Raw genomic sequence first — 14,305 nt, 5'->3', positions numbered from 1 at the left:
AGGCCATGACAACATCCACCGAGTCACCCATCCACCCGCTGGCCCTGCGCCTGAGCGGCAAGGACGTGCTCTGCGTCGGCGCCGGAAAGGTGGCGGCACGCCGGATCGCGCAGCTGCTCGACGCCGGGGCGAAGATCACCGTCATCGCCCCCGAGGCCGTCGCGCCGATCGCCGCGGCCGCGGCCGCCGGGAAGCTTCTCTGGCTGCGCCGCGGCTACGAGCCCGGGGACCTGGACGGCATGTGGCTGGCCCACACCGCCACCGGCAGCAAGAAGCTCGACGCGCGGGTTTCGGCCGATGCCGACGCGCGGCAGACCTGGTGCGTCAACGCGTCGGACCACGCGGCCTCCAGCGCCTGGACCCCCGCCGTCGCGCGGACCGGGGAGGGCACCACGGTTGCCGTCACTGCCGGCGGGGACCCGCGCCGCGCCGCGGGGCTGCGCAACGCCATCGCGCTGGCCGCCGACACCGGGCTGCTGCCGCTGCGCCGCCGCCGCTCCGGCGCCGGTTCCGTGGCGCTGGTCGGGGGAGGCCCGGGCGATCCGGGGCTGATCACCGTCACCGGGCGCCGGCTGCTGGCCGCCGCCGACGTGGTGGTCGCCGACCGGCTCGGCCCGCGCGACCTGCTCAACGACCTCGATGCGTCCGTGCGCATCATCGAGGTCGGCAAGGCGCCGGGGGACCACCTGGCCACCCAGGACGAGATCAACGCGGTGCTGGTCGCCGAGGCGCGGGCCGGCAACCGCGTGGTCCGGCTCAAGGGCGGGGACCCGTTCGTGCTGGGCCGCGGCGGCGAGGAAGCCGCCTACTGCCGCGAGCACGGCGTCGAGGTCAGCGTGGTCCCCGGGGTCACCAGCGCCATCTCCGTCCCCGCCGCCGCCGGGATCCCCGTCACCCACCGCGGCGTGGCCACCGGTTTCTCGATGGCCACTGGGCACGAGGAGCTCTCCGAGCTGCCGGCCCGCGCCGACCACACGCTCGTGCTGCTCATGGGCGTCGCCCGGCTGGCGCGCAACACCGCCACGCTGCTGGGCCGCGGCCTGCCCGCCGACACCCCGGTCGCGATCATCGAGCGCGGCTGGTGCCCCGACCAGCGCATCACGATCGACCGGTTGGACTCCATCGCGGCGACCGCGGCGCGGATCGGCGTGGAGAACCCCGCGGTGATCGTCATCGGCGACGTGGTGCGCATCAGCCCGCACGCGGCCGGAGCCCTGGCCCCGGCCGCCAACGCCCGCCGGCTGCTGCCCGTCGGCTGACCCGCCGGCCGGCCAGCCCGCCATCCCCCCCCCGAACATCACCAATCCAGTTACACGCCCAGGAGGACCCCCATGACTGAGAAAAACGCGCCCGCGAAAAACGCCCCGGCGCCCGTGAGCACACCCGCCGCCTTCGCCGCCCGCCCGCTGCGCGTGGCCATCATCGGCGCCGGCCCCGCGGGCGTCTACGCCGCGGACATCCTCACCAAGGCCGAGCGCGACTTCGAGCTCGCGATCGACCTCTTCGACCGCTACCCGGCGCCCTACGGGCTGATCCGCTACGGCGTCGCCCCTGACCACCCGCGCATCAAGGGCATCGTCAAGGCGCTGCACAAGGTGCTGGACCGCGGGGACATCCGCTTCTTCGGCAACGTCGACTACGGCACCGACCTGGGCATCGGGGAGCTGCGCGAGCACTACGACGCCGTCATCTTCGCCACCGGCGCCATCAACGACGCGGACCTGAACATCCCGGGCATCGAGCTGGACGGCTCGTACGGCGGCGCGGACTTCGTCTCCTGGTACGACGGGCACCCGGACGTGCCGCGCAGCTGGCCGCTCGAGGCCACGCAGGTCGCGGTGCTGGGCAACGGCAACGTGGCCCTTGACGTGGCCCGCGTGCTGTCCAAGCACGCCGAGGACCTGCTGGTCACCGAGATCCCGGACAACGTGTACCAGGGTCTGGCCGCATCGCCGGTCACCGACGTGCACGTCTTCGGCCGCCGCGGCCCGGCCCAGGTGAAGTTCACCCCGCTGGAGCTGCGCGAGCTGTCGCACAGCCACGACGTGGACATCGTGCTCTACGCGGAGGACTTCGAGTTCGACGCGGCCTCCGATACCGCGATCAAGACCAACAACCAGGTCAAGACCATGGTCGGCACGCTCACCAACTGGCTGATCGAGCAGGAGGAGCGCGAGGAGCGCGGGGAGGCCGCCCGGGGCACCGAGTCCGGCCGCCCGCGCCGCCGCCTGCACCTGCACTTCCTGCACTCCCCGGTGGAGGTCACCGGCGCCGACGGCAAGGTCAGCGGCATCAGGTTCGAGCGCCAGGAGCTCGACGGCACCGGCAACGCGCGCGGCACCGGCGAGCTCGTCGACTATCCCGTCCAGGCCGTCTACCGCGCCATCGGCTACTTCGGCTCGGCGCTGCCGGAGATCGAGTACGACGGGCGCACCGGCACCGTGCCGAACCTCGAGGGCAAGGTGCTGGACGCCGCCGGCGCCGAGGTGCCCGGGCTCTACGCGACCGGCTGGATCAAGCGCGGACCGGTCGGCCTGATCGGCCACACCAAGTCCGACGCCGCCGAAACCATCGCCCACCTGCTCGCGGACCTGAACCGGCTGCCGGTGGCGGCCAACCCCGCACCCGATGCCGTGCCGGCCCTGCTGGCCGCCAAGGACGTCGCCTACACCACGTGGGACGGCTGGCTCGCGCTGGACGAGCACGAGCAGGCGCTCGGCGCCGCGGCGGATCCGGCGCCGACCCACGACGGCCCGGTGGCGCGCGAGCGCGTCAAGGTCGTGGACCGCGACGAGATGGTCGCCGTGTCGCGTGCCGTCGAGGAACCGGCGGCGTCCCGCGGCTGACCTGCGCGTGCAACCTTGCCGACCTGCGACCACCCGGTGCCCCGGCTCCGGTGGTCGCGGGCCCGCGCCCGCACTGGCTAGAATTTGAGCATGTCACCACAGATTTCACATGCACCAAGTACGCATGCAGCAGTAGTCACCGGCGCCTCCACCGGAATCGGCGAGGCCACGGTGCGCGCCCTGCGCGCCTCCGGCTGGACGGTATTCGCCGTGGCCCGCCGCGCGGACCGCCTCGCGGCGCTCGCAGCGGAAACCGGCGCCATCGCCGTTCCCGCGGACGTCACCGACGACGACCAGGTCGCGCACCTGCTCGCCACGGTTCAGGCCGCCGGCGGCATCGACACCCTCGTCAACATCGCCGGCGGCGCGCGCGGCGCCGACTACCTGGGCGCCGCGAAAAACGAGGACTGGGACTTCATGCTCCGGGTCAACGTCATCGGCACCATGAAGCTGACCCGCGCGTTCCTGCCGATGCTGCGCGCCCACGGCGAGGGCACCGTGCTGAACCTGACCTCGACCGCCGCGCTGGCCAGCTACGAGGGCGGGTCCGGCTACAACGCCGCCAAGGCCGCCCAGCGCGCGATGACCCAGGCCCTGCGCCTCGAAGAGGTCGAGAACAACATCCGCGTCATCGAGGTCCTGCCGGGACTCGTGCACACCGAGGAATTCGCGCTGCGCCGGCTCGGCGGGAACGCGGAGGCGGCCCAGGCCGTCTACCGGGGCGTGGAGAAGCCGCTGCTGGCCTCCGACGTCGCGGAGGTGGTCGGCTACGCGGTGAACCTGCCGCACCACGTGAACCTCGACGAGATCGTCATCCGCCCGGTGGCCCAGGCCGCCAACCACAAGCTGCTCCGCAAGGACTCCTAGGCGTTTCGCCGTCCAGTCGCACACCCCGCCCCGGATCGGAGCAGCACCATCTTGAACCTCCTTCGCCGCATCGCCGCCTACCTGGGTGCGCATCTGGCCAACCTGCTCTGCGGCCTGGCGCTCGCGTCCCTGGCGCTGACCCCGTCGCTGGTGCCGCGGCCCACGGTCTTCCAGGGCTTCCTGGCGGGCCTGTGGTTCATGGTCGGCTTCCAGCTGGGTTTCGCGGTGCGCGGCCTATGGCGGGTTCTCGCCGGGAAACTCGCCGGGAAGTTCCCGCGGACGAACCCCCGGGTCGAGGCCGAAGTAGACGCCGAAGCCGAGCCCCGGGGCAGGCCGCGGACTGCGGCCCTCATCCCCGTGGCCGTGGGGATCGGGCTGCTGGTCTACGTGGTCGGCTACGGGGCCCTGGTGGTTTCCTGGCAGAACCGGGTCCGCGCCCTCGTGGAGATGGAACCGGTCGACGGCGCCGGGCACACAGCCTTCCTGCTGAGCATGTTCGCGACGATGGCAGTGTTCTACGGCATCGCCCGGGGCATCGGTGCGCTGCGTGCGCCGGCCGGCCGCCGCGTGTCGCGCCGGGGCGGATCCGAACGCCGGGCACGCTGGGCCTCGCGGGCCACGGGCCTGGTTGCGGTGCTGGCGCTGGTCGCCGGGCTGACCGGTGCCGGGCTCGCCGCTGTCGGCTGGATCTACGCGGACCGCGACGCGGGGACGCTCGCCGGCAGCGTGCAGCCGGTGCTTGGCTCCCGCTCCGGCGGGCCCGGATCCGTGGTCGACTGGGACGGGCTGGGCCGGCAGGGCCGCGCCTTCGCCGGCGGCGGGCCAAGCGCCGCAAACATTGCAGATGTCACCGGCGCCCCCGCACAGGAACCCGTCCGCGTCTACGCCGGGCTGTCCCAGGGAGCCGATGTGCGCGAACGCGCGGCGCTGGTGGTCGATGAGCTGGTCCGCACCGGCGGCTTCGAGCGCGACGTGCTGCTCGTGGCCACGCCCACCGGCTCCGGCTGGCTCGAACCCCAGGCCATCGCGTCGCTGGAATACCTGTACGGGGGGAACACGGCCACGGCCTCGATGCAGTACTCGTTCCAGCCCAGCTGGGTGTCCTTCCTGTTCGACCCGGAGTTCGCCGCCGAGTCCAGCAGGGCGCTCTTCGACGCCGTCCACGCCCGCTGGCTGCAACTGCCGGAAGGTGACCGGCCGAGGCTTGCCGTCTACGGGCTGAGCCTGGGCGCGCAGGGCATGGCCGGCGGCTTCGAGGACCTCGACGACCTGCTGGCCCGCACCGACGCCGCTTTGTTCACCGGCCCGCCGGCCAACTCGCAGCCCTGGCGCGGGCTGCAGGCGAACCGCGATCCCGGCAGCCCAATCTGGCGGCCGGTCTACCGGGGCGGGGAGCAGGTGCGTTGGCAGTCCAAGCCCGGCGACTTCGCCGCGCTCGGCGGAGCGTGGCAGCAGCCGCGGATCGGCTACCTGCAGCACGCCACCGACCCGATCACCTGGCTTGACCCCGCGGTCATCCTCCAGCGCCCCGAGTGGCTGGCCGGGCCCGCGGCATCGGGCGGCCGCGGCGCCGACGTGAGCGACTCGATGCGCTGGATCCCGGGCGTCACCTTCCTGCACCTGGTCACCGACATGCTGGTCAGCGAGGCGGTCCCGCCGAGCCACGGGCACAACTTCGGGGACGTCGCGGTCGATGGCTGGGCGCAGGTGCTGCCGGGCCACGGGCGCAGCGAGGCGCAGCTGACATCTATCCAGTCGGTCATCGAGCGGATCGACACGCACGACCCCATCTGGGAGTAGCGGTTTCCGGTACGGGGCATGGGAGGGTTGGATTCGAATTCCTCGCACGTGCCCAAACCCAACCCGCCGGAGCGCCGGTTTAGGGTTGTTACGACCAAAACTGTCGACAACCAGCGCTTCGCCCAGCCGGCGCCCTTACCTGGGATTGCGTCGAAGGCAGATCGATTTTTTCCTTCCGGACACGCGACCTGGTTGGTAGCGTTGCACCATGCGGACCACGTATTGTGCGAAGAACAGCGATGACGCCCCCGGACATGACGGGGCAAAACGCCCGCCACGTGACCGCCGCTGGATAAGGCGCGCCATACCCGGCGCTGCCAGGCAACCCGTGGTCAAGGTACTGCGCGCCTACGACACCGAGTACGCGATCTACGGCATCGTACTTGTCAGCGCCCTGCTCGCGATCGGATGGAAATACAACACCGACCTGGAAGTACTGCTGTTCACCCTGGGGACGGTCGGTGTTTTCTGGATGGCGCACATCTATTCCGGTGTGATCGCACGCCATATATCGTCCGAGCACGAAGGCAGAGCGATCTGGTCCGCGGTGTTGGACTCCGCCCGGCATTCCGTGGGCATGGTACTTGCGACGCTCCTGCCGGCGTTCTTCTTGCTGCTGGCTACGGTCGGGGCCATGGACGAATACGTTGCCTACTACATCGCACTGTGGGTCGGCGTCGCGGTTCTGGCCGTGCTGGGCTACGCGAACTCGGCCAGACGCGGCAGTCGCTGGCCCCTGCGTCTGCTCAACACGGCCACGACCTCGGCATTGGGGCTGGGCATTATTTGGCTTAGCACGCTTGTGCATTGAGTTATTCCGGACCCGGGCCGCGGCCGCACTGTTCGCCGCGATAACCCCAATGACATTCGCTTGGGGACTAGTAGTTCTTGGATAGGTTGGTGTCCGTTGGTTGCACAACCTAACCAAGAACTACTGGGGGTGGTACGGCGGGGTGAAAGATCCAGTTGCGCCGGGGCGTCTGCGCCGGATCGACCGATTTGGACCGGATGACATGGGGCAGCCCCTTGAGCATCACGATGCGGAAGTGCCCGGAGTGGTGGTTCACGTGGCAGCGCACGCACAACAGGCAGCCGCGCGAGACGTCGGTCCTGCCGCCCGCGCTCCACTCGTCGAGGTGGTGCGCCTCCGTCCGGTTCACCGGCATCGAGCATCCCGGGTTGCAACAGCCCTTGTCCCGGGCGGCGATGGCGCGGCGTTGGGCGCGGTTGAAGTACCGCCGGGTGCGCCCCAGTTCCAGCGGGACGCCGTCGCCGTTGAGCACGATCGGCACGATTCCCGCATTGCAGGCGATGCGACGGCAGTTCGAGGCCGAGATGTCCTGTCCGTGGTCGGTGACACCCGCGTTCTCCAGCTGCCCCTTGAGGGTCTGGAAGTCGATGGTCACCGCGAGGGTGAAGTGGGGAAGCATCGGCATCTGCCCGGCGTCGTCGTCGCCTGTTCCACCGGACTTGCCGGAGGTTGTGGTGACGATGCGGATCGAGTCGAGGACAAACTGGTGCAGGCGCTGGGCGCGCTGCCTGGCGTACGCCTGGTCGAGCGTCTCCCCGGGCAGCACCTCGACGCCCGGATCGAGCCCGGCAGGCCCGATCCGGGCCCCGGCCGTGTCGCCGAATCCCTCCGCCGGCCGCCTGTCCGGCGGAAGGGCCGGGTCGATCGCCCACTCCGGGATGGGAAGCGGCGGGGTGTTGGATTCCGGCGCTGGCGTGGTCCCGGCCTTGGTCGTGGGGTTGTTGAGGATGTCAGCGGCGGTGGCCAGCAGCTCGTGCCCCTCGGCGTTGGTGATGAGCCTGTATTCGTACCCTTTGTGGCTGTGTCCGAGGTAGTACGCGCCGATGAACATCGACTCCGATTCCTCGCGGCGCTCCACGATGCCCGCATCGAGCCGGCGGGCCTGGTCCTTGAGCAGCGTGGCCGTGCCCTGTGAATTCCGGGTGGCCACCGCGGCCGCAAGCTCGGCCTCGAAGCGCCGCGCGACCTCATCCGGGTCAGCCTGCTTGCCGATCTCCGGGCCCATGGCCTCGAGTTTCTTTGCGAGCCCGGCGACCGTCCGCGGATCGGCCGTGGCGTCGCTGAACACCTTGCCGAGCAGGGGGAACTTCGGCGGGACCTCCCGGCCGTTGAATCCGGCGTGCGGAAGCAGGTTGGCCGCCGTTTCCACGCGGTGCAGGGCCTGGAAATGCGTGAGGTTCTGCTGGGTCTTGAGGAACTCGACCTCGTCGCGGTACAGCGGCTTGCGCCCGGGAGCGCCTGCTGCGTCGTCGGGAAGGCCGCATTCACCGGCCACGAAGGCGGCTGGTTCGGCGAGCAGCTCGTTGACTTCGGCCAGCGGGGCTTCGGTGATGGTGTGCAGCCGGGCATCGGTGGCGCGGGCTGCCGCAAGCACCTGGCCGTAGCCGCCGATCCGGTAGAAGTCCTCGGCCAGCGCAACGAACGCCGCGGCGCGGACCTGCGATGGGCCGACGGACGCCGCCGCCCTGTCGAGGATGACCCGGAAGACCGGCTTCAGGACGGCGAGCAGGCGCAACCCGTCGTCGGCGGCATCCCGGTCCGGGTGCGTACAGACGACGGCATCGATGGCGGCGACGACCTGTTCCGCGAGGTCCTGCTGGTTGGTCATGGCACGAAGCATGGGCGATGGCGCGCCCCCGCGGGGACCCGGCGTGGGGAATGTGGATAAGCGCTGTCGGGTTTGGGGGGAGCTGCCCGTGCCCGGGTCAGCGGAACTTCAACGTCACGAGCACCGCCGCATGGTCGCTGCCGGGGATCCGCTGGGTGGCGTAGCCGCAGGTCGCCACATCGGCGGAGGTGAGCACGTGGTCGATCACGATGCCGGGGGAGTACTGCCGATCGCGCGGCCAGGTGGGCTGCAGGCGGCGGAGCCCGCCGGTCGAGGCGTCGACCAGCGGGGCGTCGGCATTGGAACGCAAGAGGTCGCGGAACTCGCGGTGGTCGTAGGTGGTGTTGAAGTCCCCGGCCAGGATGCGGGTGCCGCCGGGGGCATTCACCGCGGCCAGTGCGCCGACATCGTGCCGCCAGGAGTCGACGGTCTCGGGCAGCGGGGGAAAGGTGTGCACGTTGGTGATCTCCACGCGCCGGTCCCTGCCGTCGGCATCCGACACCGTGAACGAGGTGGTGGGGTTCTCGAACGCCATGGAATCCAGTGGCGGAACCCCGCGGGTCTCGAGCGGGAACCGCGAGAAGGTCCCGGCCCCGGCGGCGCCGCCCTCGGGCGCCTGGACTGTGTGCGGAAGCAGGTCGGTGAGCCCCGCGTCCCGCAGCGCCGCACCCAACGCGGGCGTGAACTCCTGGATGGCCAGCAGCTGCACCTGCTCGCGCCGGACCGTCTCGACGATGGCTGCCGCGTCGGCGCGGCCGAGCCTGGCGTTCAGGCTCATCATGCGCAGCCCGGGGGTCGAACAGTCCTGGCTTGCCGTGACACTTCCCGGAACACCTTCCGAGGGACGGGGTGCAAACGGCGCGACCAGCAACACCGCCAGGGCAACGGCGGCTCCGGAGGCCACCCAGGCAGGGCCGCGCCGGCTGGCGAGCGCGAAGAACAGCAGGGCCCCGAGCGACGGAAGGATGAACAACGGGGTCAGCGAGAGCAGCTGGACCCACGGGGTGCCGACGGAGACCCCGGCCAGCCGGAGCCCCAGCAACAACAGCACCGGGACGAGCAAGGCCCAGCCGATTCCGGCGGCCCAGGTTCGGCGGCGCGGCAGGGGCTGGGCGGGTGCTGCGGAGGTCGGGTGCATCGGACAAGGATAGCCGGGCGTAATGGGAGCCCGCCGCGTTGAACCGCCGGCGGGTTGAAGGTTCGGCACCCCTGCGCGCTAGACTGGGAACAACACGACGTCGACCCGGCCATCACCGGTGAGTCCCCGGAAGAACGGCCACCCCGCCACGTGCGCGGGCGGGCCCAGTAGAACCGGGCGGGTAAGCCCGTCACAGCAGTCAATGAGCGGCCGGATCCGGCCCCGGGGCACCGGGCGGAGAGGGCAAGCGGGGTGGTACCGCGAGGCCCAGTGACCAATCACTGAGACTCGTCCCTGTGTTGGAGAAGCCCGGCGCGAGTGTGCGCCACCGATCCCAGGACTGCCGCAGATGACCAGCTACCCCAAGGCCTCGACCGACCCGCATGGCGTGACGCCAGCCTCTCCCCGTTTCCCGGAGATCGAGGAGCGGGTCCTTTCCTACTGGAAGAACGACTCGACCTTCCAGGCCTCCATTGATGCCCGCGATGCCGGCGTCGACGGCGCCAACGAGTTCGTCTTCTACGACGGCCCGCCCTTCGCCAACGGCCTGCCGCACTACGGCCACCTGCTGACCGGCTACGTCAAGGACCTGGTCGCCCGCTACCAGACCCAGCGCGGCTCCCGCGTGGAGCGCCGCTTCGGCTGGGACACCCACGGACTGCCGGCCGAGCTCGAGGCCATGAAGCAGCTGGGCATGACCGACAAGGTGCAGATCGAGGCCATGGGCATCGACAAGTTCAACGACGCCTGCCGCACCTCCGTCATGAAGTACGCCGACGAGTGGCAGACCTACGTCACCCGCCAGGCTCGCTGGGTCGACTTCGAGAACGACTACAAGACGCTGAACGTCGAGTACATGGAATCGGTCATCTGGGCCTTCAAGCAGCTGCACGACAAGGGCCTGACCTACCAGGGCTTCCGCGTGCTGCCGTACTGCTGGAAGGACGAGACCCCGCTGTCCAACCACGAGCTTCGCATGGACGACGACGTGTACAAGGACCGCCAGGACCAGACCGTCACCGTCTCCTTCCCGCTGCTCGCCGGCGAATCGGAAATCTCCAAGGAGCTCGCGGGCGTCCAGGCGCTGGCCTGGACCACCACCCCGTGGACCCTGCCCACCAACATGGCGCTGGCCGTCGGGCCCGACGTCGTCTACGCGGTGCTGCCCGCCGGCGAGAACGGCGTGAAGGCCTCCAACGCCACCGGCGACTTCATGCTCGCCGAGGACCTCGTCGGCGCCTACGCCAAGGACCTGGGCTACGCGGATGCCGCCGCCGCGCAGGAAGCCATCGCCAAGCGCTTCACCGGCAAGGAGCTCGCCGGCCTCAGGTACGCGCCGCTCTGGGACACCTTCGCCGACGTCGAGACGTACAACACCGCGCAAGCCTGGCAGCTGCTGGCCGCCGACTACGTGACCACCACCGACGGCACCGGCATCGTCCACCAGGCCCCCGCCTACGGCGAGGAGGACCAGAAGATCTGCGAGGCCGCCGGCATCCCGGTGATCCTCTCGGTCGACGAGGGCGCCAAGTTCCTGCCGCTGTTCAAGGGCGGGGAACTGGCGGAGATCGTTGGCGTCCAGGTGTTCGACGCCAACAAGGCCATCACCAACCTGCTCAAGAACGACGCCCGCCTCATCAAGCAGGCCTCCTTCGAGCACTCCTACCCGCACTGCTGGCGCTGCCGCACCCCGCTGATCTACCGCGCGATCTCCTCCTGGTACGTCGAGGTCACCAAGATCAAGGACCGCATGCTGGAGCTGAACCAGCAGATCAACTGGATCCCGGAGAACGTGAAGGACGGCCAGTTCGGCAAGTGGCTGGAAAACGCCCGCGACTGGTCGATCTCCCGCAACCGCTACTGGGGTTCCCCGATCCCGGTCTGGGAATGCGACGGCGAGGATTGCACCCACCGCGAGGTGTTCGGCTCGCTGGAGGAGATCAAGGCCGCCTTCGGGCGCCTGCCGCTGAACCACGAAGGCCAGCCGGACCTGCACCGCCCGTTCATCGACGACCTCACCAAGTCCCACGAGGGCTGCGCCGATTCCGGCACCATGCACCGCGTCGAGGACGTGTTGGATGTCTGGTTCGACTCCGGGTCGATGCCCTACGCCCAGGCGCACTACCCGTTCGAGAACAAGGACTGGTTCGACACCCACCACCCGGCGGACTTCATCGTCGAGTACATCGGGCAGACCCGCGGCTGGTTCTACACCATGCACATCCTCTCCACCGCGCTCTTCGACCGCCCGGCGTACAAGAACGTGATCAGCCACGGCATCGTGCTGGGCTCCGACGGGCAGAAGATGTCCAAGTCGCTGCGCAACTACCCGGACGTCAACGAGGTGCTGGACCGCGACGGCTCCGACGCCATGCGCTGGTTCCTGATGGCCTCCCCGATCCTGCGCGGCGGCAACCTGGTCGTCACCGAGCAGGGCATCCGCGAGGGCGTGCGCCAGGTGCTGCTGCCCATGTGGAACGTCTGGCACTTCTTCTGCCTGTACACCAACGCCGCGAACAACGGCGCCGGCTACCAGGCCAAGCTGTCCTACACCTCGACCGACCCGCTGGACGCGTACATGCTCGCCGCCACCGGCGACCTGGTCCGCGACACCACGGCCAAGCTCGACGCCTACGACATCTCCGAGGCCGCCGAGACCATCCGCCAGTACATGGACACGCTGACCAACTGGTACGTGCGCCGTTCCCGCCAGCGCTTCTTCGACGAGGACACCAACGCGTTCGACACGCTGTACACCTGCCTGGAGACGCTGACCCGCGTGAGCGCCTCGCTGCTGCCGCTGGCCAGCGAGGAAATCTGGCGCGGGCTCACCGGCGGCCGCTCGGTGCACCTGGCCGAATGGCCGGATGCCGATCTCTTCGGCCGCCACGACGAGCTGGTCGCCGCGATGGAGGCCACCCGCCGGATCGCCTCCGTCGGCTCCTCGCTGCGCAAGGCCGCCAACCTGCGCGTGCGCCTGCCGCTGCAGGGTATGACCGTCGCCGCGCCGAACGCCGCCGCGCTGGAGGGCACGTTCGCGACCATCATCGCCGACGAGCTGAACCTGCGCAGCGTCACGCTGATCGACGCCGCCCAGGCCAACGCCGCCGAGTACGGCATCAGCCAGCAGCTGGTCGTCAACGCCCGCGCGGCCGGCCCGCGCCTGGGCAAGAACGTGCAGACCGCCATCAAGGGCGCCAAGTCGGGCGACTGGTCGGTGTCCGATGCCGGGACCGTCACCGCCGGCGGCCTGGAACTCGAGCCCCACGAGTACACGCTGGAGACCGTGGTCGCAGCCGGCGCGGGCGACGAGTCGATCGCCGCGGCCGTGCTGCCCGGCGGCGGGTTCCTGGTGCTCGACACCGAGGTCACCGCCGAGCTGGCCGCGGAGGGAACCGCGCGGGACATGATCCGCGCCATCCAGTCCGCCCGCAAGGACGCGGACCTGCTGGTCGGGGACCGCATCCGCACCGAGATCACCGCCGATGCGGCCACCGTGGCCGCGCTGCACGCCAACGCCGAACTGGTCAAGGGCGAGACCCTGAGCGCCGGCCTGGTGCTGCACACCGCCGAGGACGGCGCCGCACCGGTCGTCCGTGTCGAAACCGTGGCGGCCGCCGAGGCCGCCGAGAACGAAATGGGACCAACCACGTGAGCACCTATGACAAGTACTCCGTAGAGGGCGTCTACGCCGAACTGCTGGCGCGCGCACCGGAGAACAAGATCGAGCCGCGCATGGGACCGATGTTCCGCGCCATGGAGATCCTCGGGGAGCCCAACAAGGCGTTCCCGATCATCCACGTGACCGGCACCAACGGCAAGACCAGCACGGCCCGCATGATCGAGTCGCTGCTGCGCGCCCACGACCTGCGCACCGGCCGCTACTCCTCGCCGCACCTGACCTCGGTCACCGAGCGCATCGCGATCGACGGCGACTCGGTGGACGACGAGACGTTCGTGCGGATCTGGCACGAGATCGCCCCCTACCTGCAGATCGTCGACGACGAGCTCACGGCCAAGGGCGAGAACCGGATGACCTTCTTCGAGGCCATCACCGTCCTGGGCTTCGCGATCTTCGCCGACGCCCCGGTGGACGTGGCGATCATCGAGGTCGGCCTGGGCGGCATCACCGACGCCACCAACGTGGGCGACGGCCAGGTCTCCGTGGTCACCCCGATCTCGCTGGACCACACCGAGCTGCTGGGCGACACCACCGAGCTGATCGCGACGGAGAAGGCCGGCATCATCAAGCCCGGCGGCTTCCTCGTCTCCGCGGCCCAGCCGGCCGACGCCGCGCAGGTGCTGCTGGACAGGGCCCGCGAACTCGAGGTGCCCTACAAGTTCCAGGGCGTCGAGTTCGGCGTCGAGAACCGCATCGTCGCCGTGGGCGGCCAGCAGCTGGACCTGCAGGGCCTGGCCGGGCGCTACCCGGGCATCCTGCTGCCGCTGCACGGCGAGCACCAGGCGCAGAACGCCGCGGTGGCGCTGGCCGCCGTCGAGGCGTTCATCGGGGGAGGGCAGACGGAGCTTAACCACGACCTGGTCATGGAGGGCTTCGGCGCCGCCACCAGCCCGGGCCGCCTGGAGGTCATCCGCACCGCCCCGAGCGTGCTGCTCGACGCCGGGCACAACCCGGACGGCATCCGCGCCTCGGCCAAGGCCGTCAAGGAGGCCTTCGGGTTCTCCAAGCTGGTGCTGGTCATCGGCATCCTCGCCGAGAAGGACGCCCCGGCCATGCTCGCCGAGCTGCGCGAGCAGTACATCGACCTGGTCGAGGACGTCTGCATCACCCAGTCCAACTCCCCGCGCGCCATCCCGGCCGGCGAGCTGGCGACCATGGCGCTGGAGGCGGGCTTCGACGAGGAGGACCTCTACGTCACCGAGCGCCTCGACGACGCCCTGGAATGGGCCGTCGGCCGCGCGGAGGACAGCGAGGACTTCGGCGGCGGCGTGCTCGTCACCGGGTCGATCACGCTGATCGGGGAGACCCGCATGCTGATGGGGGGAAAGTAGAA

Annotated in this window: 9 protein-coding genes; 7 read left to right on the top strand and 2 right to left on the bottom strand. The window is 70.2% G+C overall.

What is annotated here, in order from left to right; genetic code table 11:
* The first annotated feature begins 5 nt into the window (after positions 1-5).
* From cobA to ACFY5D_RS03155, 5 genes are all read left to right on the top strand, one after another.
* Positions 6-1,259 carry a uroporphyrinogen-III C-methyltransferase gene (cobA, locus tag ACFY5D_RS03175; RefSeq protein WP_387524923.1) on the top strand — a complete coding sequence of 418 codons (1,254 nt, stop codon included), beginning with the start codon at positions 6-8 and terminating at the stop codon, positions 1,257-1,259.
* A gap of 72 nt (positions 1,260-1,331) precedes the next feature.
* On the top strand, positions 1,332-2,846 hold the full coding sequence (locus tag ACFY5D_RS03170) for an FAD-dependent oxidoreductase (protein WP_387524921.1): 1,515 nt from the start codon (positions 1,332-1,334) through the stop codon (positions 2,844-2,846).
* 90 nt (positions 2,847-2,936) lie between these two features.
* Positions 2,937-3,713 (top strand): SDR family oxidoreductase, encoded by a 777-nt coding sequence (locus tag ACFY5D_RS03165; RefSeq protein ID WP_387524918.1) that lies wholly within the window; start codon positions 2,937-2,939, stop codon positions 3,711-3,713.
* A gap of 51 nt (positions 3,714-3,764) precedes the next feature.
* Positions 3,765-5,513, top strand: coding sequence for an alpha/beta hydrolase (locus ACFY5D_RS03160; RefSeq protein WP_387524915.1), 1,749 nt, complete (start codon positions 3,765-3,767; stop codon positions 5,511-5,513).
* 328 nt (positions 5,514-5,841) lie between these two features.
* On the top strand, positions 5,842-6,324 hold the full coding sequence (locus tag ACFY5D_RS03155; RefSeq protein WP_387524912.1) for a hypothetical protein: 483 nt from the start codon (positions 5,842-5,844) through the stop codon (positions 6,322-6,324).
* A 109-nt stretch (positions 6,325-6,433) separates the two neighbouring features.
* Here ACFY5D_RS03155 and ACFY5D_RS03150 read toward each other — a convergent pair whose 3' ends face one another.
* Both ACFY5D_RS03150 and ACFY5D_RS03145 read right to left on the bottom strand, forming a co-directional pair.
* Entirely contained in the window at positions 6,434-8,152 is a 1,719-nt protein-coding gene (locus ACFY5D_RS03150; protein ID WP_387524909.1) for a DUF222 domain-containing protein, read from the bottom strand.
* 97 nt (positions 8,153-8,249) lie between these two features.
* The gene (locus ACFY5D_RS03145; RefSeq protein WP_387524906.1) at positions 8,250-9,290 is read right to left on the bottom strand and encodes an endonuclease/exonuclease/phosphatase family protein; all 1,041 of its coding nucleotides are present in this window, start codon (positions 9,288-9,290) and stop codon (positions 8,250-8,252) included.
* Positions 9,291-9,639: 349 nt separating this feature from the next.
* On the opposite strand from ACFY5D_RS03145, the gene ileS reads away from it, so the two are divergent.
* Together ileS and ACFY5D_RS03135 are read left to right on the top strand one after the other, a co-directional pair.
* A complete protein-coding gene (gene ileS / locus ACFY5D_RS03140; protein WP_387524903.1) occupies positions 9,640-12,945 on the top strand; it encodes an isoleucine--tRNA ligase in 3,306 nt (1,101 codons plus the stop codon).
* Positions 12,942-14,303, top strand: coding sequence for a bifunctional folylpolyglutamate synthase/dihydrofolate synthase (locus ACFY5D_RS03135; protein WP_387524900.1), 1,362 nt, complete (start codon positions 12,942-12,944; stop codon positions 14,301-14,303). The genes ileS and ACFY5D_RS03135 overlap by 4 nt, the downstream gene beginning before the upstream one ends.
* Positions 14,304-14,305 lie beyond the last annotated feature (2 nt).

The organism is Paeniglutamicibacter sp. NPDC012692 (assembly GCF_042901625.1).
Taxonomy (GTDB): domain Bacteria; phylum Actinomycetota; class Actinomycetes; order Actinomycetales; family Micrococcaceae; genus Paeniglutamicibacter.
This window is presented reverse-complemented; position numbering and strand designations above follow the sequence as displayed.